Below are 23358 nucleotides of genomic sequence, written 5' to 3'. Positions count from 1 at the left end.
TGTGATATCAATTGTGACACGGATGGTGATGGTGACCCTGATGTTAATATTGATACGGATGGTGATGGCGATTGTGATCTGAATTGTGATACAGATGGTGATGGAGATTGTGATATCAATTGTGACACGGATGGTGATGGTGACCCTGATGTTAATATTGATACGGATGGTGATGGCGATTGTGACCTGAACTGTGATACAGATGAAGACGGAGATTGCGACCTGAATTGTGATACAGACGGTGATGGTGATCCTGATATTAATATTGATACGGACGGCGATGGAGATTGTGACCTGAACTGTGATACAGATGAAGACGGAGATTGTGATATCAATTGTGACACGGATGGAGATGGTGATCCTGATATTAATATTGATACGGATGGTGATGGTGATTGTGACCTGAATTGTGATACTGATGAAGATGGTGATTGTGATCTGAACTGTGATACAGATGGAGATGGCGACCCTGATATCAATATTGATACGGATGATGATGGTGATTGTGATCTGAATTGTGATACTGATGAAGATGGCGATTGTGATCTGAACTGTGATACAGATGGAGATGGTGATCCTGATATTAATATTGATACGGATGGAGACGGAGATTGTGACCTGAATTGCGATACGGATGAAGATGGTGATTGTGATCTAAATTGTGATAATGATGGGGATGGTACTTGTGATATCTACTGTGAAGATGATGGACAAGATCATGATGGTGATGGTGTTCCGGATATTTTAGAATGCCCGGATAATCCAAATTGCCCGGATACCGATGGTGATGGAACTCCTGATTACCTTGATACCGACGATGATGGTGACGGTATTGATACAGCGGATGAAGATACTGATGGCGATGGCGATCCAACGAATGATGATACTGACGGTGATGGAATTCCGAACTACTTAGATCAATATGATCCAAATGGCGATGATGATGGTGATGGTGTCACTAACGGTGAAGAAGATACTGATGGTGATGGAGATCCAACCAATGATGATTGTGATAATGACGGAATACCAAACTTCCTGGATGCAGATCCTTGCGGAATCGTTGGAATTCCTGAAGGATTCTCTCCAAACGGAGATGGTGTAAACGATACCTGGGTGATCCCTGGAATAGAAGCATTCCCTGATAGTGAGATAAAAATCTTTAGCAGATGGGGTAGCGAAGTATTTGGAGTGATAGGATATCAAAATGATTGGAATGGTATTTCTACAGGTAAACGAGTCATCGGATCTAGTAACCGATTGCCTGTTGGACCGTACTATTACATTATTGATCTAAAAGATGGTAGAACACAACCAATTAGCGGTTGGATATATATTAACTATTAAAATGATATGTGAAGAGAGAGGGTGAGATAGGAACTCTTGTCCTCTCAATTTTAAACAATAAAATATAAAAAAATGAAAAATTCAAACTATATATTTTTTGTACTTGCACTATCATTTGTAGTACAAATTAACGCACAACAAGACCCTCATTTTAGCTTGTATAAATACAACAGAAATGTAATTAACCCTGCGTACGCGGGTACAGCTGGACAGGTGGAAACTTTGTTTGGGGTAAGAAGTCAGTGGACACAGGTACAAGATGCTCCTGAGACGTTTAATTTTAATGTCAATTCGCCTTTAGGAAAGAATGTAGGATTGGGATTAACAGTAGTCGCAGATAAAGTTTTTGTACTTTCTGAAACGCATCTGTACGCCGATTTTTCTTATAAGTTAACGTTATCCGAGGATTTAGACTTATATGCGGGACTAAAGGCAGGAGGATCATTTCTAAATGTAGATCTCAATGGATTGGTAGAAAATGATCCGTTATTCAGCGAAAATATTAGCAATTTTAATCCTAATGTCGGTGTTGGAGTATATCTAAGAGCAGAGAACTATTATGTGACAGTTTCTGCACCGGGCTTATTAAAAAGTGATAGGTTTGAGAGAGAAGGTGTGGTACCTGTTTCTGCAAATGATAATATCCATTTTTTCACTGGAGCCGGATATGATTTTAACCTAAGTGATACTTTTTCATTGAGACCTTCGGCATTAGCCAAGTTTGTTTCCGGAGCACCGGTATCGATAGATTTAACAGCTTCTATGATGTATAATAAAAAAATCGAATTAGGAATTAACTACAGATTAGATGAGAGTTATACCGGATTTATTACTATAGAGTTTTTGGATAGACTTCGTGTTGGATATGCGTTTGAGAGAGCAACTACAGATGTCAATAATTTTAGTAGCGGTACGCACGAGGTGATACTGAAACTACTTTTTGGAAACAAGGGTAGAGAAGGATCACAACGGTTTAATAATTTTTAATAAAAAAATGATAATGATTGCTAAGATGATTATCAATTTAATGATGTGTTTATTAGAATCCTCTTAATGCAGATCAAAATGTATTAAGAGGTATTCGATAAAATTTTAGAATAAATCCCTAGTAGAATGTAATATAAATTGAGATTTGTTAATAGGAGCTGATTTAATTTCGAAAATGAAAGTGTTTTTTATTTTTATATGACGATGGGAATAAAAACGTTAAGCAACAAATTCTTACAATAATTTTCGATCTTATTTTAGTATAGACCTCTCTAAGCGTATGGGTAACGAAAGAGAGGTCTTCCTTATTAATATAATATGGATGCTTTGTTTTTTAATGTGAGAGTTCGATGTAAGAAAATTTACGTCAGTCAGAGTGATCCGCCTCAGGCGGATTGTATCGAAGACCTGCCTCGCCGGCAGGCAAGTAAATTTTCAATCAAAACCCTTGTCATCCTGAGCTCGTCGAAGGGTCGATACTCCGCCTAAGGCGGACGGGCAGGCTAATTTTTCTTCGTTTCACTATGAAAAATCAATTTGACGGCTTTTTTAAACCAAACACTTAGGTCTAACTCACGTTTTTTTAGGTGTAACGTATCTTGTTAGCAGTGTATTTGTAGGAAGTTCTTCGATGTAAATACCTTTTTGATCTAATTTTTCGTGTACATTAAAAATTCCTTGCTTGTACAGAAGCAAAACATCTTTTTTCCTTTCTAAATTACCAATGTTTCCTATTTTAGCAGTCTATGATAGATCATAAACTATTAGCGTATTTAGAATCTTTTCTCACTCCAAGACGACAGGGTTTGTATAAAAAAGTAATTGAGCAGCGTACCAATTACTTTACGGTGGCAGTAGAAGATGTGTATCAATTGCATAATACCAGCGCAGTCATAAGAAGTTGTGATATTTTTGGTATTCAGAATGTACACGTGATAGAAGAAATTAATGCGAAGCGTATTGATCGCGAAATTGCTATGGGAGCTCAGAAATGGGTAGATATTAATAGATATAATACAACCAAAGAATGTATTACTTCTCTAAAAAATAAAGGATACCAGATTGTAGCAACGACACCACATGACAATTCAATAGAATTAAAGGATTTTGACATCAGTAAACCTTCAGCGTTTTTCTTTGGCCAAGAACAGGAAGGACTAAGCGATACCGTGCTGGATGCAGCCGATACAAAATTGCATATTCCCATGGTTGGATTTACAGAAAGTCTGAATATTTCTGTTTCTGCGGCTATTATTTTACAACATATTACCTCGTTACTTAGAAATTCAGATATTGACTGGCAGTTATCCAAAGAGGAAAAACTAGAAAAAAGATTAGATTGGGCTAAAAAAGTGATTAAAAGTCATGAAAAAATTATCGCGAGATATGAAGAAGAGAATAAGTGACAAATACTAAATAGCCAGTTACGAATTACGAATAATGAACCACAAATTCTAATCAGTAACCTTCTGATTGAGTTGTAATTTGCTTATAAATAAAGGTTTACACGTAAAAGGTTAATGTGCTTAAATCAAAGGTTTTAAAAAATAATTCCCTATATTTGAGTAAGACTAAACGTTTTAACTCCCTAAAAACACCTTTGTCATGAGCAAAAAACAGTCACCTACCAACAAAGTAAAAATGCTTTTAAAGCAAGTAAAAACAGGCTTTAAATCCAATAAAACAGTCATTAATTATCCATCAGAAGTAGTTCACGATATCTTCAACAAAAGAACAAGTACTTCTTAGTTTTAAATTTTATAATTTTTGAAGTATATTTAAAAAAGAGGGTAATGCTTTCTTAAATATGCCTTAATTTGTAGTGTCTAATTATAAGCTCAGCATACTCATTTCTTGTTTAAGAATATATTTTGGGTAAAATAGTTATTGTAATCATAATTTTCTTTTATTTCTATAATCCTGGAAAAGTTATTATACCTAGAATCCGTGACTCTTAACTCCCAGAATCCTTTTGGTAACTGTAAAGCATATAACCCATTTTCTGATAGTGTAGAAAAATGTCTGATCCCATCTTGAAATACCTCAACTGATATAGGATTCTGAATTTGCTGAAAAGTACTATTATCCAAAACTTGACCTTTTACGTTGTAAAAACTCTGTAATACTGGTTCTCTTTTTGATGTTTTCGTACCATTCCAGTTATACCAGGTAGTAGCATTGTTCCAAATCCAATCTCCGGTGAAAGCGTTATTATAATTAGGGTTGTTCATTTCAAAACGAATAATACCTTTTCTGTTCAAGCGATAATTTTCGAAAGTACCTTCAAAGTACTCTTTACCATTGATGTAATGGCGATATCCATAAATTACCCCAGTGTTAGCATAGTCTCCATAAATAAGTTCTCCACGTTCTACAAGTCTCAAAGTGCCATATGTAGAGTTCCATGTTCCGGTCCAGTCAATAGTGGAGTAGCGACTACTTTTTTGCGATATAGATGCATCTTCAATAAATACCCCATCATCTTCGTTAGAACAGTGTAAGAAGGTTAATGAAATAAAAAATAAGCTGAATAGTTTTAGTGTTTTCATGTTTCGTATTAATTTTAATTACTCTTATTAGTGCTGAGTAATTTGTGAGGTTAACATGAAAATTAAATTTTCCTAAATGTTTATTATATTGTAAATAATATGACCCACTGTGCATTATGAAAAAATGTTTAAAAAGTGTCAACCTGTCTACCGAAGCACAGAGAAGGTAGATCTGACGGCTTTTTAGAACTAAATTCTTACATCGAGTTCACGTTAAGATAGTAGTATGGTATACCTTAAGTACATGTAAAGAGGTTTTAATAAAGTTTTATTTTCAATTCTAGATAACAGTTAGTAAATTACTAACAACTAACAACTAACAACTAACAACTAACAACTAACAACTAACAACTAACAATATGGTTACTTGGTTCGAAATTCCCGTTACAAATATGGATCGTGCGAAAGCTTTTTATGAAAAGGTTTTTGATATAGAAATTGGTATTCACAAAATGGAAGGACTCCAGATGGGATGGTTTCCAAATAAAAATCAATCTGGTATTGCTACAGGGTCATTGATTGATGCTGGAGAACATTACAAACCTAGTAAAGATGGGGTTTTGATTTATTTTTCCTGTGAGGATGTAGCTAATGAGATTGGCAGAGTAGAAGCTGCAGGAGGAAAAGTAGTAACTAATAAAAAACAAATATCACCAGAGAGCGGATATATGGGATATTTTATAGATTCTGAAGGTAATAGAATTGCATTGCATTCTCAACGTTAACAGATGTACTTTTGAAGCAGGGGGCAGGTGTCTTGTATGTAGGTTTGCCTACTTCTGTAATAGGTCATGAGTACCTCTTAAGTGGGGGACTCCTACTTTTAATGCTTCCTTGGGGTACTTCAAAACTAAGAGGTTCCTCTGTTAGCACATGGGGTCGCTTATGTTTGGACTAAGCTCCACTTGTGTTTGAAGGAAGTGTCACTTCTATCAGGACTAGCCTTCTCCTGTGTTTAAGGTAGGGAGGGGGTACTTCGGAAGTACCTTGAGTTTGTATATTTTTGATGTTCTTCGACCTTTTTTACTCTTTTTTTGAAGTTTAAATAAAGAGCAAAGAAAAATCGTATTATTTTCTATCTAAAACCTTGTATTCTTCGTAGCATTCGCTAATAGCATCAAGAATCTGAAGATCATTAGCAAATTTTATAAAATCCGCAGAGTAATTACAATTTCGTAGTATTTCGTCAATATCCAAGCGCTCTACTTGAAGCAGTGCCATTAGCGTAGCTCTATCGAATTTGGTTTCCAAAAGATTTCTGATTTCATCATCTTTCTTCATCTTTCTCAGTTTCCGTAATTCATTAGAACGTTTACTGAATATATTATAGAGAAAATCTGCAGGATTAAATATGGCTCCGAGTACTTTGTTAACGGCTCCAGGCTGTCTGCTACCACCTTCATATCCTGAGTTTAATCCAGAGATGCTGTATCTGTAATTGTTATAGACTGGAATTTTTTTGGCATCGATTTCTAAGTATCCTGTGAGCTGTATATCCGCTACAACAACTTCCTCTAGTGCAATACCAAGTTCTGTCATTTTGATTTTTACATCACCGAATTTTTTCCAGTCATTGGTTACTCTAACTCTAAGTGGTTTATATCCTATATATGTAAAATATAAGGTATCGTTTACTTTAGCTTTAATCTCAAAATCACCTTCATTGTTCGTGATGGTACCTATTACCTGACTAAGGTTTACCACGTGAACATTTTGCAATTTGATATCAGTAGAGGCATTAAGTACTTTTCCTGATACTGTTTCTGATTCAGTATCCTGAGCATATGTACCAATGCCTATAACAAGTATTATGTAGATTAATATTCTTCTCAAAAGTTTATTTTTAGTAGTAATTCTATATTAACTATTATATAGGACGACCAATTTATACGAACATAACATAAAAATCGGACCAAAAATCATATAGTTTAGTTAATTCAGAAAAAATTATCTACGATCACTACGTTTTCTTCGGTCTCTTCTTCCGCTACCACCGCGATCACCACCACTGTCATTATCACGACGGCCTTTTCCTCTTGGCTTAAATCCATCGCTTCTGCGTTTTCCTTTAAAACCACCACCGCTATTATTATCTCTACGACGTCTACCGCCACCTCTGCTACGGCCAGAATCTTTAGAGATTTCGATGTTTACTTTTCTTCCTTCTAGCTTGAAATCTTCAAAAATAGCTAGGATATTATCCTGATGTTCTGAGTCCGTATTAAAAAACGAGAAACTTTCTTTTACATCCACACGACTCACCGCATCTCTACCTAAATCAAGTGTCTCCTTAAGGAAATCCTTCAATCTCATCCAATCAAATCCGTCTTTTTCACCAACATTGATAAAATAGCGTGTACTCCCATCGCTTCCTCTAGAATCTCCTCTGCTTTCTCCTCCTACTGTATTAAGATCTTTAGCTTTTTTATAATAGTTATGAAAACGAGAGAATTCTACTGAGAAGAATTTCTTGATTAGCTCTTCTTTAGAAAAGTCTTTTAACACCTCATTAATAGAAGGTAGATAACTATCTATTTCATGATCTATTTCTGCTTTTGCAATATCATTAGCTAAATGAAATAATTGAACCTGGCATATTTCTTCGCCACTTGGGATTTCTTTTTCTTCGAATTTCTGTTTAATAATTCGTTCAACGGTTTTAATTTTTCTAAGTTCACTTTTAGAAACAATAACCATTGAAACACCATTTTTTCCAGCACGTCCCGTTCTTCCACTTCTGTGTGTATAGGTTTCAATTTCATCAGGTAATTGATAATTGATTACGTGAGTAATATCATTTACATCAATTCCACGAGCTGCAACATCAGTAGCTACTAACATTTGGATCTGACGATTCCTAAAACTTTTCATTACTAAATCACGTTGATTTTGACTTAAATCCCCGTGTAAAGCGGCAGCATTATATCCATCTTCGATAAGGTTTTCTGCAACTTTTTGAGTATCTCTTTTAGTACGACAAAATATTACTGAAAAAATATCAGGATTAGCATCTGCTAATCTTTTTAAGGCAGCATAACGATCTCTTGAGTTTACAACATAATATTCATGAGAAACATTTTCTGATCCGGTATTTTTATGTCCAACTGTAATTTCTACAGGATCATGCATAAAACGCTTGGCAATGGTAGAAACTTCTCTTGGCATAGTAGCCGAGAATAACCATGTGCTTTTGTCTTCTGGTGTATGGGATAGGATGGCCGTGATATCTTCATAGAATCCCATGTTTAACATTTCATCAGCTTCATCAAGAACACAATAACCAATATTAGAGATGTCTACCATCTTACGGTTAATCATATCTTGCATACGTCCTGGCGTAGCCACAATAATCTGTGCACCACGCTTAATTTCTTTAGCCTGGTCATGAATACTGGCACCTCCATAGATCGCTACAGTACGTAATCCTTTACTAAACTTGGAGTAATTTTTTAATTCGTTTGTAATCTGCAGACATAGTTCACGGGTAGGAGATAATATCAATCCTTGTGTAATTCTACTCTCACTGTCTACTTTTTCAATTAGCGGAAAACCAAATGCTGCAGTTTTTCCGGTTCCGGTTTGCGCAAGTGCAACAATATCCGTCTCTTTTTCAAGCAAAATAGGGATCGCCTTTTCCTGTACTTCACTAGGGGTTTCGAACCCCATTTCATTCACAGCCTTAATAATGGCTTCGCTGAGGCCCAATGCTTCAAATTTGTTCATATAAATAAAAATAAGCCGCAAAGGTACGGTTTATTATCTGTCTATAATAATAACGAAGTAGTTATTCTGATGTTACAAAATAATTAATAATGATAGCTAATAAAACAATAATGAAAATCACCTAATAATCTCAATTTCAAAAAGTTTGTCCCAATTTTTGCCCGTTACAAATAATTGCTTTGTGTCTTTTTTGTACGCAATTCCATTTAAAACATCAAGGTCCGAATGTTGTGTTACTTTTCCTCTTAAACCGGATAAATCGATAACGGCTTCTAGTGCTCCATTTTTAGGATTAATAATAGCAATCCCATCTTTTTGCCAGGTATTTGCATAAATTTTTCCTTCTATCCATTCTAACTCGTTAAATTTTGACTTTACTTTCTTATGGGTAGCAACTTCTATATAAGATTTTTCTACTAAAGTCTCAGGATCTAATATCCAGATTTTTTCTGTCCCATCACTCTTATAAATTTGTTTACCGTCATTACATAATCCCCAACCTTCTTTACTTTTGTTATAAGCAAAGTTTCCAGTTTTTTCTAATGTTTTTAGGTTATAGATAAACCCTTCTTTAGATTGCCAGGTTAATTGAATTATTTTGTCTTTAACGATTGTAATCCCTTCGGCAAAATATTTTCTGTCAATAGCTGTTTTAGCGATTACTTCTCCTGTTTTATAATTTACTTTCCTTAATGATGATAAACCATTTTTACCAGTGCTTTCATAAAGAGTATCTCCTATAAATTCTAATCCTTGTGTAAAAGCATTTTGATCGTGAGGGTATTCTGCTATAATCTTATACTTATATAATTTGGGAGGAGTGTTATTGAGTAAGGTGATTTTTTTATAAACATCTTCTTCTGCACCATCAAAATATACAATGGCTTTAAGAAGGTGTTTACCCAATCGTTCATTATCAAGTTTCTCTTCATAGGTAAATCCAGTATTGGAATTTGATCTAATGTCACCTAAAAAGAATACTACAGAATCGATTTCAATTTTTTTGTTGTTAACAATACTCGCTTTTATAGTTTCGCCTAGTTTAAATTTGCTCTGATTGTTATCGGTTTTTATTGAAAAATATTTTTTTTTCGCATCGGCATTACTACCACATGAAAAAATGAGAGCGCATAATGTTATGATGACGAAGAGGTTACGTTTGTTCATGATGTTAGTCAAATTTAGAGCAAGATATTTATTTTAATTGGGTTTAAAAAATCATTGTTTTATATACTAAAGATTGTATCTTTGCATCGGCAAGTCCTACACAACTAGCTCCTGTTGAATCCTCCAGGGCGGGAACGCAGCAAAGGTAAACGGTTGTAGCAGTGTGATGTAGGTAGCTTGCCTTTTTTTGTACCCAATACTTTCCTTAAAATTCATTTATTTTCTTATCATTACAGTATAACTTCTTAGCTGTTCTAATTCATGAAACTAAAAATTACAGGCTATTCAACAGCATTATTCTCTACTTGGTATTTTATAGAAGAGTTAGGGTTGTTGTTTGATGCGGGTGAAGGTGTAACCACAGGGATTTTGCAAAAAAGCAGAAAAATTAAGAATGTATTGGTTTCTCATGCGGATAGAGATCATTTAACAGGATTACTACAATTGAATCAGCTGAATGCTCGTCAGGGATTTCCTATCATACATTACCCAAAGGATTGTGGTTCGTTTCCGGCACTAGAGGAGTTTTCTAAAAAATTTGATCCACACGTTAGAGGAACTTTATGGAATCCTATTACAGAATCCTCGATAGTTAAGATCAAAGACGATATGTATGTAGAGGCTATTAAAAACGGTCACGTCCAGGCTGATAATGCTGTTGCCAAAAGTTTAAGTTATAAAGTGATTCAAACTAAAAAGAAACTAAAACAAGAATTTAAACATTTATCCGGAAAAGAAATTAAAAATTTGATTGATAAAATAGGAAATGATAAAGTAACCACAGAAGTTAGAAATACGTTAATTGGGTATTCTGGTGATACACCAGTGGAAGATTATGATCGCTGGAATAATACAAATATCTTGATACACGAGGCAACTTTCTTAGAAAATGAAAATCAAAGAGACCTCAACCCTCGCGGTAATAGTCATAGTACATTAGAAGAAGTGATGGAAATGGTTTCTCAGATTCAAATTGAAAAGTTAATTCTTGGCCATTTTTCATCTCGATATTCCAGTGAGCAGATTGATAGAAGTATTAAAGAGTTATGTGATCGATATGCAATCAATATACCTATATATCGAATATTGCCGGGCAAAATAAGTCGGGATATTTTAAACAGTCAACCGATTAATAAATAGACAATTCGACATTAAAAATTCGTAATTCATAATTCTTAACTCGTAATTCATAAATCGTAATTCATAATGTATATTTGCGAATATGAACACAGATCAAAATTCTAAAATTGTCTTAATAACCGGAGGCTCCTCTGGTATAGGTAAATCTATAGGGATATTTCTTGCTAATAAAGGATATATCGTATACGGAACTAGTAGAAACCCTTCACGTTTTTCAGATTTTGATGTATTTACCTTGTTGCAATTAGATGTCGCTGATAAAAATAGTATAGCGTCTACTGTGAAGACTATTGAACAAAAACACGGAAGATTAGACGTTTTGATTAATAATGCAGGAGCGGGAATTACAGGACCATTAGAAGAGATTCCTGAAGAAGAGATTATTAGAAATTTTACCACTAATTATTTTGGACCTATTAATGTGACCAAAGCTGTTTTGCCATTAATGAGAAAACAAGGGAGTGGTTTGATTATTAACATTACTTCGATAGCGGGATATATGGGATTGCCTTATAGAGGAGTTTATAGCGCCTCTAAAGCAGCTTTAGAAATGACTACTGAAGCCTGGAGAATGGAGTTAAAGTCATTTAATATTAATATGACCAATATAGCTCCTGGAGATTTTGCTACCAATATTGCAGCTGGGCGATATCACGCTCCTGTTATAGAAGGTTCTCCTTATGAGAAATCGTATGGCAAATCTTTGCAATTGATGGATGAACACGTAGATGAAGGTATGGATCCTGATAAGATGGCTAAAGCTGTTTATGGAGTTATACTTAATACTAAGCCTAAAGTACATTATAAAGTAGGAGCGTTTATGCAAAAATTCTCTGTTGTTTTAAAAAGAATTTTACCAGATAAAGTATATGAGAAATTACTAATGAATCATTATAAGTTGTAATTTTATCTCCTCGAATGAGGAGATCTCATGAAATATGTACTCATAAGATAAAGACAGAAACTTGTGAATATATAAAAGGATGTAAGGACGAAAACATAAAGATTATCCAAAGCGATGACAATAATTTTTATATTCGCAGTCTAAAACAATAAATCATAAATCTAAACACAACAATATGAAGTTTTTTATTGATACTGCTAACCTTGATCAGATTAAAGAAGCGCAGGATCTTGGTGTACTTGATGGAGTTACTACAAATCCATCATTAATGGCTAAAGAAGGTATCACAGGCAAAGAAAATATTATAGAGCACTATAAAAAAATATGCGATATAGTAACCGGAGATGTAAGTGCCGAGGTAATTTCTACAGATTTCGAAGGGATTATTAAAGAAGGAGAAGAGCTGGCTAAACTTCATGATCAGATCATAGTAAAAGTTCCAATGATCAAAGAAGGTGTAAAAGCTATTAAATATTTTAGTGATAAAGGAATAAAAACCAATTGTACATTAGTGTTTTCTGTTGGACAAGCATTATTAGCTGCAAAAGCTGGCGCAACTTATGTTTCTCCTTTTATTGGTCGATTAGATGATATTTCTACAGATGGGTTAAACTTGATCGCAGAGATTAGATTGGTTTATGACAACTATGGTTTTGATACACAAATTTTAGCAGCTTCTGTAAGGCATACAATGCATGTTATCGATTGTGCAAAAATAGGAGCAGATGTTATGACAGGACCTCTTTCTTCTATAGAAGGATTACTAAAACATCCATTGACAGATATTGGTTTAGCAAAATTCTTAGCAGATTATAAAAAAGGAAACTAAATACCTACTAAACATAAAAATTTAAAAACTGTTCTTTAATCTAGAACAGTTTTTTGTTTTTCTAGGGTAGCCAGTCTACTATAACTCATTAATTGTTTTTCGAAAAAAGAAGAAAATAGATCCGCATTCGGATTTATTATTTTTCCATCACGGTCAACAAGAATCACCTTATTTGTATAATGAATTACTAGTTCGTCAGAAGAGCATTTAGGGAATTTAAATTCATACTCACGATCTAAATTATATTGATGTCTTTTTATGGTTTTTAACCAGTTGTCCGTTTGCTCATCATCAGTATTGATTCCTATAAAATCAATATTAGGATATACTTTGCTTAAATAATCCGTTTTCTTATGAGCTTTGATATAATGATCTTTTCTTTCTATAGACCAAAAATACAAGGCTGTGACTGGCTTTTCGAAAAGAGCCGATAACTTAGTCATTTCTCCATTTGAAGAGATGAGATCCTGATCAGGAATAATATTATTAGGTTTAAGTCTAGCTGTGGCTTTTGCCATTTTTACGAGTTCAGTCTGAAACTTCTTATCACTACTAATGGATAAATAATGATCTAATACTTTTTGCGAAGTATAGTCGTTTTTGTTATCCAAAATAAAATTTGTTGTGATCCCTCGCAAGAGATTATTTTTAATATATGAATGATGTATCATGCTATCCACAAGATCTAATTTGTACATAGTATATGCTACTTTACTCTTGGAGAAAGATTTTTGATTCATATACTTTGTATACGAAGAATTCGTGAAATAGTGATTTAGAAATCTGTTGTAAGAATATAATCTCATTAAATCATCATCATTAAAATCACCTTTGGCTCTATAATCAAAAAAATCCTTAGGATATTCTACAGCAGCATTAATATTCTTAATTCTGGAATATTGTTGCTTATACAAAAACATTTCATACCTGGAAAAGAAGTCGTATTCAAAGCTGGATCTGCATATCTTTTTAGAAAGATCACTCAGTTCATATTTACTAGTAAGAGATTTGAATCTTTTTTCTCTCAACTCAAATAAAGAATCCTGTTGCTTTTTAAATTGTCTCGGAGTTTGTCTAGTTCTTCTTTTTTGCAAGTTTTCTCTTTCTAATTCATTTTGCAAAAACATATCAATCAAAAAATTGTTTTTCCTAGCGCCTCTGCCAGTAAAAACCAATGATTCATCAAATTCTAAAGTATTTAATCTTACTAAAATACTATCTCCTTTTTCTAAAAGTACTAACTGATATTCAGGGTTGTGTCTAAAAGAATAGAGCCCTTCTTTTAGGTCTTCAATTTTATGTGAGAATCGATTGTTTTTATCGAGATAAATGGTATCTGGATGTTTTTTGTCTTTGAAAAGTACTATGTAGTCCGTATTTGGATTTACAATTTCTCCACCAAAATAGATATGATCACTTGTAACTTCTGTAGTAGAGTCACAATTAGACAAAGAAAAACTGACAATAATTATACAGATAAGATATTTTATCCTGACGAAATACATTTTGGGCGCTATTATTAATACTGACAAACATTCAAAAATAAATGGAAACACCGCTATCGCTTGTTAAGAATTCGTTAATTGTGTTATTATTAGTGAATGTACAAAGAAGCCTGAAACTTTTTTTTGACTTATACAGCTTTTCGATACTATTTTTAGTTTGTTGGATTCAATTTAAAATACTACTATATTCTTTCAGGTTCTGGATCCATTTTTCTACTTTTGCCGAAAATACAATTTATCACTATGTTATCAGTTTCTAATCTTTCAGTTCAATTCGGTAAGCGCATTTTATTTGATGAAGTGAATACCACCTTTACACAAGGTAATTGTTATGGTATTATCGGAGCAAATGGAGCAGGAAAATCAACATTCCTAAAGATACTTTCTGGAGTTTCTGAACCAACTTCAGGTCATGTACATTTAGAGCCAGGAAAGCGTATGTCTGTTTTGGAACAAAACCATTATGCTTATGATGAATATACTGTTTTAGAGACGGTAATCATGGGTAATAAGGAGTTGTATAAAATCAAAACTGAAATTGATGCATTGTATGCTGATTATACAGATGAAAATGCAGAAAAAATAGGCGAGCTTCAAGTGCAATTTGAAGAAATGAACGGATGGAATGCAGATAGCGACGCTGCTACAATGCTTTCTAACCTAGGTATTAAAGAAGATCTGCATTATACCAGTATGGCTGATCTAGATACAAAACAACGCGTACGTGTGTTATTGGCACAATGTTTATTCGGTAGTCCTGATGTGTTGATAATGGATGAGCCAACAAATGATCTGGATTATGAAACAATTTCCTGGTTAGAACATTTCTTGGCTAATTATGATAATACGGTGATTGTAGTTTCTCACGACCGTCACTTTTTGGATTCTGTTTGTACGCATATATCAGATATTGATTTTGGTAAGATTAATAACTACAGTGGTAACTATACATTCTGGTATGAGTCCTCTCAGTTAGCTGCAAGACAAAGAGCTCAGCAAAACAAAAAAGCAGAAGAGAAAAAGAAAGAACTACAGGAGTTTATTGCTCGTTTTAGTGCCAATGTGGCAAAATCTAAACAAGCTACTTCTCGTAAGAAGATGATCGAGAAACTTAATATCGAAGATATAAAACCATCTAGTCGTCGTTATCCCGCAATCATTTTTGAAAGAGATAGAGAAGCTGGGGACCAGATTCTGAATGCTGAAGGATTGGCGGCTAAGAGTATAGAAGGAGAAACACTGTTTAAAGGAGTAGATGTTAACCTGGCAAAAGGGGATAAAGTTGTTGTCTTCTCTAAAGATTCTCGTGCAACTACAGCTTTTTATCAAATACTTAATGATAAACAAAAAGCAGATGCTGGTAAATTTGCTTGGGGTATCACAACTACGCAATCGTATTTGCCTGCAGATAACAGTGAGTATTTCCAAAATGATTTGTCCTTGGTTGATTGGTTACGCCAATGGGCAACCACAGAGGAAGAAAGAGAAGAAGTATTTATCAGAGGTTTCCTTGGTAAAATGATATTTAGTGGAGAAGAGGCATTGAAGAAATCTAACGTATTGTCAGGAGGTGAAAAAGTACGCTGTATGCTATCCAAGATGATGATGACAAAAGCAAATGTATTGATGTTAGATGAGCCTACAAACCACTTAGACCTGGAATCAATTACTGCATTTAATAATTCTTTGAAAAACTTTAAAGGAACTGTTCTTTTTACAACACACGATCACGAGTTCGCACAGACAGTCGCTAATCGAGTGATTGAGTTAACACCAAATGGAGTGATCGATCGTTATACTACTTTTGATGAGTATATGAGTGATAATAAAATTAAAGAGTTACGTGAGAAAATGTATGCGGTGAATGTATAATTTAGTACTTAGTTATTTAACCTAAATAACCTATATTCGCATTTATATTTACAGGGCTTTATCAAATGAATTAATTCATTTGATAAAGCCCTTTTTAATTAATACCTAAATAGACAATATGAAAAAATTAATACTTATAAGTTTTTTAGTTTTTCAAAATTTAATTCTTGCTCAATGTCCTGCCGAAGAGATTAACCTTAGAACACAACAAGAAGTAGATAATTTTATACTCGAGTATCCAAATTGTACAGAACTATCCGTGGATATAAGAATTAGTGGTAGAGATATTATTAATTTAAATGGATTGAGTCGTATAGAAAGTATAAATGGTAAGTTTTCTGCAGCTGTTGATACATTTGAGGGATTAAATTCTTTAAAAACCATCAAAGGAGATTTTATTATTTACGGCGGCGATTATAAAAATTTAAATGGATTAGAATCTTTAATATCAATAGAAGGTGAATTTGATCTTCAAATAGCTACACAAGCTAGAAGTCTTGAAGGATTGTCTGGTTTAATCTCAGTGGGAGGAGATTTAAAATTATCAGGGGGATTTAGGGAACTAGAGAATTTATCGGGACTTAGTCAACTTAGAACTGTTGGAGGGTCTTTGAGTATCGAGAGTGTAGGAAATATATCCGATCTGGCGGGTTTTGATTCATTAAATTCGATAGGAGACTTCTTATCTATTAGGAATAATAAAGATTTAGTAAGCCTAGAAGGTTTTTTAGATTTTCCTAGTATTGGTAATATTCAGATTATTGATAATGATAATTTAATTAGTCTGAAAGGGTTTGAAAATCTAAATAATTTTGATGGAGTAATTTTTATAACCAATAATGATAAGCTTATAAATCTAGAAGGTTTGAGTGGATTGTCTAATTTTGGAGGGAGCCTGTCTATAAAAGATAATGATAAATTAACTAGTTTGGCAGGTTTAACATCATCAGTTGATATTGGAGGATCACTTAGCCTAGAAGAAAATCCATTACTTAAAAATCTTAATGGCTTAGAGAATATAAAGTCTATAGGAAGTATAAGTATACGTAATGCTCAATTAGAAAACTTGCAAGGTTTAAATTCTTTGGAAGCAATAACAAATGGGAATCTTTTTATTTGGCGTAATCAAGAGTTAACAAGCCTGTCTGGATTGAATAATCTGATTAGAATTTCGGGAGGTCTAAATTTTAATGGTAATCATTCGTTACAATCTTTGACTGGATTAGAAAAATTAGAATATTTAGGAGGTAGTATAGCTATGGATGGTTCTAAAAGTTTAGAAAATTTAAACCATTTAAGCACTCTTAAGGAAATAGGAGGACAATTAACAATTGTTGGTTGTGATACTCTAAAAAATTTAGAAGGATTAGAATCCCTGGCACACTCTGTAAATGGTTGGTTGCGTATATTAGGTAATGATGAGTTATCCGATATTACAGCAATTTCTGATTTTAACCCAGATAAAATTACCTGGTTAAATATTGAAGGAAATACTAAATTGTCTATATGCGAATTACCAAATGTATGTAGGTATTTAGAAAAGAATGGCGAAAACCGGATAGAAAATAATGCCGTAGGATGCAATACTGTGGAAGAAGTTGTAGATGCTTGTGAGTTTGCAAACAATAGTAACAATATGATATTCGGTTCGGTAGTATTAAGCGATAATGGAAATTGTGATGCTGATTCTTATTTAATACCAAATGTAAAAATTACTTCGCAAAAAGAAAATGATATTTATGCTACTTTTACAAACCCGTTTGGAGAATATAGATTGTTTTTGGGTGAAGGAGCGTTTATTACTAATGTAGATTTAAATAATAATTTTACTATAAATCCAGAAAACCAAAACACTATTTTTGACGGATATGGAAATGAAGATGAAATCAACTTCTGTATTACATCGGATACAGAGGTAAATGATCTTAATGTTGTTATAATCCCCTTGTCAGAAACAAGACCAGGTTTTGATGTGTCATATAAAATCGTTTATCAAAACCTTGGAATAGCTATTATTGATGGGAGTGTTGATTTACAATTTAACAGCTCTAAACTAACTTTTTTAGAAGCTTTTCCTGCTCAAAATGAGATCGATAGCGAAATGATAACCTGGAACTTCAATGATCTTTCGCCTTTCGAAAGTAGAAGTATAGAGGTTGCTTTTAATGTATTGGCCCCACCAACAGTGAATATTGATGATGTTTTAAGTTTTACAGCTAATATTTCTCCCAATAATAATGATGCCACTCCAAATGATAATACTTTTGAATTAAATCAAATAGTTATAGGCTCTTATGATCCGAACGATAAAACTGTATTAGAAGGAGATAGGATAATGATAGAACAAGTGGATGAATTTTTGCATTATGTTATCCGTTTCCAAAATACAGGAACTGCTTCCGCAATCAATGTAAGGGTAACAGATAAATTAGATGAAAATTTAGACTGGAGTACCTTCAGTCCTATTGCCTTTAGCCATAATGCAAGAACTCAGGTTACTAATGACCAGAATGTAGAATTTATTTTTGAAGATATTAACCTACCGGATAGTACAACAGATGAAGAGGGGAGTAATGGATTTATTGCTTTTAAAATAAAACCAAAGTCTGGAGTATCTGTTGGAGATATTATGCAAGGTAAAGCTGAAATTTATTTTGATTTTAATCCTCCAATAATAACAAATACTGTAAGTACAATTGTAGAAAGTGTATTGTCATCAAATGAATTTTTGATAGAAAATAAAATCAGTCTTGCGCCGAATCCAACTAAAGATTTACTTTATTTTAAAACTAAAAGTACAACAATTATTAAAGTTGAGGTGTATAATAATTTAGGGCAGAAGATGGTGTTATTGCAAAACCAGAACGGTATAAAAAAGATAAATTTAGAAGGTATGATTCCGGGGATTTATTTTTGTATAACAGAAACTATAGATAATAATCAATCCATATTTAAGGTTGTTAAGAAAAATTAATACAACCATGATTTATATAAAAAAAATCCTGCATTTTGCAGGATTTTTTTTGCCACGTTATTTCGCAACTAACCCTTCAAATTTAATATACATATATTCAGTAATTGCAGATTCTAATGTTTGTTGATTGTTATTGAAAAAAGTATGGTCCGTAATGAGTTGCATAATAAAATACTCATCTAATTTGATTAATAGTTCTGGCGAAACAGCTTTAAACATGTTGTTTTCAATCCCAAAAATGTAAAAATCTTTAAGGTCTTTTAGTAAGCCTTGTAAGAACTCTTTAACGATGCTCCACGCATCTGGATAATGAATTTGTAGCTGTTTCAAATAGAAAGGTGAAACATCTTTTACACCTTCAGCAAGAATTTTGGCTAATGTTTCGTATTGGTAATTTAGCCCTGATAGTTCTCCGGAGATTTCATTTTTATAGGCTTTAAGGTGATCAACTCTAACCTGAGTGATATATTCAAAAATTTCTTCTTTGGTTACAAAGTATTGATAAATAGTAGATTTGCTTTTGTTCATTAATTTAGCCAAATCGTCCATAGTAAGATCTCCAAGTTCGGTTGTTCTTAATTTATACAGAAGCGCTTGTGTCCATTGTTCGACCTTTTTGTTTTTATCTTTCCTTTCTCTACTAATCGATTTTCTTCCCATACTTGGTAATTTACTAAAATCGAACTATATTTGAATAAATAGTTCGAAAAAAAATATCCTTTTTTCAAACATAACTAATTGAGTCGTGAAAAATAAAGCACCCTGGCAAAAATATTCAGGAAAAGTAGCCTGGCCAACAATATTATTATTCGGTTTTTTATGTATAGGGTATGTGCTACTGTGGTATTTTTACACTAAAGGGTTTTCTGGAATATGGATTTCCTCTATAGGAGCACCACTAGCTTATGGTATGTTTACGATCGCGCATGAAGCGAGTCATGGAAATATCTCTGGAGGAGTAAGGTCATTTGCGAAGTTAGAACAAGTTTTGGGATGGGTATCAAGTTTTTTTCTTTTGTTTCCTTTCTCTGCATTTGTAGTTATTCATCTTAGACATCATGCCCATACGAATGACCCAGTTAACGATCCTGATCATTATGTGAATGGTAGTAATCCTTTATCTATATTTTTCAGATGTGTAACATTGATTGGTCATTATTTTGGGTTAACCTTAGGATCTCATAGTAAAAAGAATGCTGCAATGAAGTCCATTAGAAACCAATCTATTGTTTTTTTATTTATTTTGATGTCTATTCTAAGTACCGTGATAGCGTTAGGATACGGAGATGCTTTGTTCTTTGTATTTATATTATCTGCACTTATAGCAGCACCGATTCTAGCTTTTTCTTTTGATTGGTTACCACATTACCCACATAATAACTTAAGTAAATATCATAATACTCGTGTAGTAACTATTCCTGGACTAGAGTTTTTATCGTTATACCAAAGTTACCACCTTATACATCACTTGTATCCTAGAGTTCCATTTTATAAATACCGTAGTTGTTTTTTAGATATAGAATCTGAGCTTTTAGAAAAGCAATCCATTATAGAGGGTTTCAGAAGTAAAGACTTAAAGTTATTTGATGAACAAAACACCTATGTAGATATTCGATCTGGTAAGACTTGGAGCTATATTCTCGAAGTAGAAAATGTTTTTCAGGAAACATCAGATGCAGTTAAGATCGTTTTTAAAAATTTGAAAGGCAATCGTTTTTTATTTAAACCTGGTCAATATGTTGTCGTTGCTGATTGTGTAACTAATAGTTTGGTAAGTAGGTGTTATTCCATTTGTGAAGATCCCATAACAGGAAGACTCGGAATTGCTGTAAAAAGTATCCAAGGAGGTAAACTATCTGGTCATTTAGTTACAAAACTCAAAGAAAAAGACACATTACGAGTTTCTGGCCCTTTTGGAAAGTTTATATTGCCTAATAATATTGACAAACCCTTCCTTTTTATTGCTGGGGGAAGTGGTATTACTCCCATAATTTCTATGATTAAGTTTGTTCTTAGAACTTCAGAAAAAAAAGTTACCTTATTATATGGATGTAAGAGTAAAGCAGATGTGATTTTTTCTAACGAACTGATGGAGCTTTCTAGTATGTATCCTAAACGATTTACTTATGTACTAAGTTTTGAAATTTTAGATGTAGATAGACAATATCATTCCATAAAGGAAATTAATAGCGATACTTATTGCTATATCTGTGGTCCATTACCTATGATGGAAGCTTCTAAAATAGTATTAAATAAGATAGGTGTTCCTGATAATTTGGTTAGAACGGAGGAATTTTCTAAAGAATCAAAAAAACTTACAGGTATTGAACATCAAGTAGCTATAAAAATAAATAACACAAAATTTTCATACGTAGTTGATACTTCTGAAACAATACTGGAAGCAGTTTTGAGAACAGATAATGAAATTCCGCATGCTTGTATGATGGGAGATTGCGGTACCTGTAAAGCAAAACTTATCGATGGAGATGTTATCTGGAATTCTAAAGAGGATATAGTGCTTCTGGATAATGAAATAGATCAAGGATATGTTTTAACTTGTATGTGCTCACCAAAAACCGATATAACTATAGAAATATGAAAATTGAATCAGCATATGATTACGTAATTATTGGTAGTGGTTTTGGTGGATCAGTAAGTGCGTTACGTCTTTCAGAAAAGGGATATAAAGTTTTAGTCATCGAAAAAGGAAAATGGTATAAGCCCAAAGATTTTCCGAAATCAAACTGGAATCTCAGGAAATGGCTATGGGTTCCTTTTTTTAGGTGGTTTGGTATTATGAAGATGTCCTTTTTTAAACATGTAGTTGTAATTTCTGGAACCGGAGTAGGAGGAGGTTCTCTGGTATATGCGAATACGCTTCCTGTTCCAAAAAAAGAATTTTTTACCTCTGGTAGTTGGAAAAATCTAGCAGATTGGCAATCAGAATTAGCACCATTTTATCAGACTGCATTAAAAATGTTAGGAGCTCAGAAAAACCCTCAAATTTTTGATGGAGATAAAGCATTAAAAGAGTTAGCGGACAGCATGAATATAAAAGACGATTTTTCTCCAACAGATGTCGCTGTTTTTTTTGGAACACCTAATAAAACAGTTTCAGATCCTTATTTTGAAGGAAAAGGGCCTGATCGAACTGGTTGTAATTATTGTGGAGGTTGTATGACAGGATGTAGAGTTGGTGCAAAAAACACATTAGATAAGAATTATTTATATCTGGCTCAACAACTTGGAGCTGATGTTCTGGCGGAAAACGAAGTTTTTGATGTAGTTCCTTGTTTAGATGGATACCAAGTGAAGTTTAAAGCATCTACTCGTTTTTTTAAGTCAAAAAAATCTGTAAAAGCGAAAGGAGTTATTTTTTCCGGAGGTGTTTTGGGCACAGTAAAGTTATTGCTTAAGCTAAAACAAAAATCCCTCCCGAGATTATCCAATCGTTTAGGATCGGATATCCGGACAAATAATGAAAGTCTAATAAGTGTGACAAATCTAGATGGTAAAAAAGATATGTCTAAGGGCGTTGCTATAGGCTCTATTTTGAATACTGATAAGAATAGTCATTTAGAAATTGTGCGATATGCAAAAGGTTCCGGATTTTGGAGGTTATCACATTTACCATTAACCTATGGTAAAAATACAATAGTTCGGATCACAAAAATGATTACTAGTTTTATTAAACATCCATTGTCATATCTTAAATTGTACACAACAAAAGATTGGGGTAAAAGCACTGCTATCCTTTTATTTATGCAAACATTAGATAGTACACTAAAGTTTAAAATAAATTCCATAGGTCGTATGAATACCACAGTTACTGTCGGTAAAAAACCAAGTGCTTTTATACCGCAATCTCTCAGTTTAGCAAAAAAATATGCAGAATTGACAGGAGGAAAGGAAACCGTTTTTGGATTAGAACCACTAGCAGGAATTCCTTCTACTGCTCATATTTTGGGAGGTGCCGTGATGGCGGCAAATGCAGAAGAGGGAGTGATTGATAAGAACAATATGGTATTTGGATACGAAAATATGTACATCTGTGACGGATCCATGATATCTGCCAATCCTGGAGTAAATCCATCATTGTCTATCACCGCTATCACAGAAAGAGCAATGAATAATATACCTGATAAAGGTCTTTAGCTTTTGTTAGAATCCTGATTCTGAAAATGCCTATAAATCAAAAAACCACCATAAGCAATAAACAAAATAGTAAGAATAACTCTATAATCCCATTCTGATTCAGTACGAGTTCGCTGGTATAGTCTAAAACTTCCGAATAAGACCAGTGCAATACCAATCATAAAATCCCAATTTTTCCGAGGATTTTTATTTTCTTCTTCTTCCATAAT

Annotated in this window: 19 protein-coding genes and 1 other RNA gene; 13 read left to right on the top strand and 7 right to left on the bottom strand. The window is 33.5% G+C overall.

Annotated elements, in window-relative coordinates:
• From Q0910_RS25645 to Q0910_RS25630, 4 genes are all read left to right on the top strand, one after another.
• Positions 1-1344: gliding motility-associated C-terminal domain-containing protein (locus tag Q0910_RS25645; RefSeq protein ID WP_299223014.1), on the top strand; the 1344-nt coding region annotated here is incomplete at its 5' end.
• Between the two features lie 72 nt (positions 1345-1416).
• Entirely contained in the window at positions 1417-2331 is a 915-nt protein-coding gene (locus tag Q0910_RS25640) for a type IX secretion system membrane protein PorP/SprF (RefSeq protein ID WP_299223012.1), read from the top strand.
• A gap of 746 nt (positions 2332-3077) precedes the next feature.
• Complete coding sequence (locus tag Q0910_RS25635; protein WP_299223010.1) at positions 3078-3737, top strand: RNA methyltransferase; 660 nt, start codon at positions 3078-3080, stop codon at positions 3735-3737.
• Positions 3738-3936: 199 nt separating this feature from the next.
• Positions 3937-4080: a hypothetical protein gene (locus Q0910_RS25630; RefSeq protein ID WP_299223008.1), complete on the top strand. Its 144-nt coding sequence runs from the start codon at positions 3937-3939 to the stop codon at positions 4078-4080.
• A 98-nt stretch (positions 4081-4178) separates the two neighbouring features.
• On the opposite strand, the gene Q0910_RS25625 is transcribed toward Q0910_RS25630, so the two are convergent.
• Positions 4179-4880, bottom strand: coding sequence for a hypothetical protein (locus Q0910_RS25625; RefSeq protein WP_299223006.1), 702 nt, complete (start codon positions 4878-4880; stop codon positions 4179-4181).
• Positions 4881-5239: 359 nt separating this feature from the next.
• Here Q0910_RS25625 and Q0910_RS25620 point away from each other — a divergent pair, with 359 nt between their 5' ends.
• Entirely contained in the window at positions 5240-5605 is a 366-nt protein-coding gene (locus Q0910_RS25620; protein WP_299223004.1) for a VOC family protein, read from the top strand.
• Between the two features lie 343 nt (positions 5606-5948).
• On the opposite strand, the gene Q0910_RS25615 is transcribed toward Q0910_RS25620, so the two are convergent.
• From Q0910_RS25615 to Q0910_RS25605, 3 genes are all read right to left on the bottom strand, one after another.
• Complete coding sequence (locus Q0910_RS25615) at positions 5949-6713, bottom strand: carboxypeptidase-like regulatory domain-containing protein (protein WP_299223002.1); 765 nt, start codon at positions 6711-6713, stop codon at positions 5949-5951.
• Between the two features lie 114 nt (positions 6714-6827).
• A complete protein-coding gene (locus Q0910_RS25610; RefSeq protein WP_299223000.1) occupies positions 6828-8603 on the bottom strand; it encodes a DEAD/DEAH box helicase in 1776 nt (591 codons plus the stop codon).
• Positions 8604-8720: 117 nt separating this feature from the next.
• A complete protein-coding gene (locus Q0910_RS25605) occupies positions 8721-9770 on the bottom strand; it encodes a glutaminyl-peptide cyclotransferase (protein ID WP_299222998.1) in 1050 nt (349 codons plus the stop codon).
• A gap of 87 nt (positions 9771-9857) precedes the next feature.
• Between Q0910_RS25605 and ffs the strand changes: the two genes are divergently transcribed.
• From ffs to fsa, 4 genes are all read left to right on the top strand, one after another.
• Positions 9858-9956, top strand: an RNA gene (gene ffs / locus Q0910_RS25600) — signal recognition particle sRNA small type.
• A 75-nt stretch (positions 9957-10031) separates the two neighbouring features.
• Complete coding sequence (locus Q0910_RS25595) at positions 10032-10910, top strand: MBL fold metallo-hydrolase (protein WP_299222996.1); 879 nt, start codon at positions 10032-10034, stop codon at positions 10908-10910.
• Positions 10911-10992: 82 nt separating this feature from the next.
• Entirely contained in the window at positions 10993-11814 is an 822-nt protein-coding gene (locus tag Q0910_RS25590) for an SDR family oxidoreductase (protein WP_299222994.1), read from the top strand.
• A 175-nt stretch (positions 11815-11989) separates the two neighbouring features.
• Positions 11990-12643, top strand: coding sequence for a fructose-6-phosphate aldolase (gene fsa / locus Q0910_RS25585; RefSeq protein ID WP_118462510.1), 654 nt, complete (start codon positions 11990-11992; stop codon positions 12641-12643).
• Between the two features lie 35 nt (positions 12644-12678).
• On the opposite strand, the gene Q0910_RS25580 is transcribed toward fsa, so the two are convergent.
• The gene (locus tag Q0910_RS25580; RefSeq protein WP_299222991.1) at positions 12679-14148 is read right to left on the bottom strand and encodes a hypothetical protein; all 1470 of its coding nucleotides are present in this window, start codon (positions 14146-14148) and stop codon (positions 12679-12681) included.
• Between the two features lie 243 nt (positions 14149-14391).
• On the opposite strand from Q0910_RS25580, the gene Q0910_RS25575 reads away from it, so the two are divergent.
• Positions 14392-16020 (top strand): ATP-binding cassette domain-containing protein, encoded by a 1629-nt coding sequence (locus Q0910_RS25575; protein WP_299222989.1) that lies wholly within the window; start codon positions 14392-14394, stop codon positions 16018-16020.
• A gap of 118 nt (positions 16021-16138) precedes the next feature.
• A complete protein-coding gene (locus tag Q0910_RS25570; RefSeq protein WP_299222987.1) occupies positions 16139-18994 on the top strand; it encodes a T9SS type A sorting domain-containing protein in 2856 nt (951 codons plus the stop codon).
• 57 nt (positions 18995-19051) lie between these two features.
• Here the strand turns inward: Q0910_RS25570 and Q0910_RS25565 are convergent, their stop codons facing one another.
• Positions 19052-19654 (bottom strand): TetR/AcrR family transcriptional regulator, encoded by a 603-nt coding sequence (locus Q0910_RS25565; RefSeq protein ID WP_299222985.1) that lies wholly within the window; start codon positions 19652-19654, stop codon positions 19052-19054.
• Positions 19655-19739: 85 nt separating this feature from the next.
• Between Q0910_RS25565 and Q0910_RS25560 the strand changes: the two genes are divergently transcribed.
• Together Q0910_RS25560 and Q0910_RS25555 are read left to right on the top strand one after the other, a co-directional pair.
• Positions 19740-21593 (top strand): fatty acid desaturase, encoded by a 1854-nt coding sequence (locus Q0910_RS25560; RefSeq protein WP_299222983.1) that lies wholly within the window; start codon positions 19740-19742, stop codon positions 21591-21593.
• A complete protein-coding gene (locus Q0910_RS25555; protein ID WP_299222981.1) occupies positions 21590-23149 on the top strand; it encodes a GMC oxidoreductase in 1560 nt (519 codons plus the stop codon). Before Q0910_RS25560 ends, Q0910_RS25555 begins: the two co-directional genes overlap by 4 nt.
• Here Q0910_RS25555 and Q0910_RS25550 read toward each other — a convergent pair.
• The gene (locus tag Q0910_RS25550) at positions 23146-23355 is read right to left on the bottom strand and encodes a hypothetical protein (RefSeq protein WP_299222979.1); all 210 of its coding nucleotides are present in this window, start codon (positions 23353-23355) and stop codon (positions 23146-23148) included. The two genes, Q0910_RS25555 and Q0910_RS25550, sit on opposite strands and share 4 nt — an antisense overlap.
• Positions 23356-23358 lie beyond the last annotated feature (3 nt).

This window comes from uncultured Aquimarina sp. (genome assembly GCF_947495315.1).
Taxonomy (GTDB): domain Bacteria; phylum Bacteroidota; class Bacteroidia; order Flavobacteriales; family Flavobacteriaceae; genus Aquimarina.
Note: the sequence above shows the minus strand (reverse complement) of the source record. Positions and strands in the feature narration are given on the sequence as shown.

What these genes read in the sequence shown, in the direction of transcription:
- Q0910_RS25640 (WP_299223012.1), top strand. Translation starts at nt 1,417, where the DNA reads ATGAAAAATTCAAACTATATATTTTTTGTACTTGCACTATCATTTGTA.
- Q0910_RS25635 (WP_299223010.1), top strand. Translation starts at nt 3,078, where the DNA reads ATGATAGATCATAAACTATTAGCGTATTTAGAATCTTTTCTCACTCCA.
- Q0910_RS25630 (WP_299223008.1), top strand. Translation starts at nt 3,937, where the DNA reads ATGAGCAAAAAACAGTCACCTACCAACAAAGTAAAAATGCTTTTAAAG.
- Q0910_RS25625 (WP_299223006.1), bottom strand. Translation starts at nt 4,880, where the DNA reads ATGAAAACACTAAAACTATTCAGCTTATTTTTTATTTCATTAACCTTC.
- Q0910_RS25620 (WP_299223004.1), top strand. Translation starts at nt 5,240, where the DNA reads ATGGTTACTTGGTTCGAAATTCCCGTTACAAATATGGATCGTGCGAAA.
- Q0910_RS25610 (WP_299223000.1), bottom strand. Translation starts at nt 8,603, where the DNA reads ATGAACAAATTTGAAGCATTGGGCCTCAGCGAAGCCATTATTAAGGCT.
- Q0910_RS25605 (WP_299222998.1), bottom strand. Translation starts at nt 9,770, where the DNA reads ATGAACAAACGTAACCTCTTCGTCATCATAACATTATGCGCTCTCATT.
- Q0910_RS25595 (WP_299222996.1), top strand. Translation starts at nt 10,032, where the DNA reads ATGAAACTAAAAATTACAGGCTATTCAACAGCATTATTCTCTACTTGG.
- Q0910_RS25590 (WP_299222994.1), top strand. Translation starts at nt 10,993, where the DNA reads ATGAACACAGATCAAAATTCTAAAATTGTCTTAATAACCGGAGGCTCC.
- fsa (WP_118462510.1), top strand. Translation starts at nt 11,990, where the DNA reads ATGAAGTTTTTTATTGATACTGCTAACCTTGATCAGATTAAAGAAGCG.
- Q0910_RS25580 (WP_299222991.1), bottom strand. Translation starts at nt 14,148, where the DNA reads ATGTATTTCGTCAGGATAAAATATCTTATCTGTATAATTATTGTCAGT.
- Q0910_RS25575 (WP_299222989.1), top strand. Translation starts at nt 14,392, where the DNA reads ATGTTATCAGTTTCTAATCTTTCAGTTCAATTCGGTAAGCGCATTTTA.
- Q0910_RS25570 (WP_299222987.1), top strand. Translation starts at nt 16,139, where the DNA reads ATGAAAAAATTAATACTTATAAGTTTTTTAGTTTTTCAAAATTTAATT.
- Q0910_RS25565 (WP_299222985.1), bottom strand. Translation starts at nt 19,654, where the DNA reads ATGGGAAGAAAATCGATTAGTAGAGAAAGGAAAGATAAAAACAAAAAG.
- Q0910_RS25555 (WP_299222981.1), top strand. Translation starts at nt 21,590, where the DNA reads ATGAAAATTGAATCAGCATATGATTACGTAATTATTGGTAGTGGTTTT.
- Q0910_RS25550 (WP_299222979.1), bottom strand. Translation starts at nt 23,355, where the DNA reads ATGGAAGAAGAAGAAAATAAAAATCCTCGGAAAAATTGGGATTTTATG.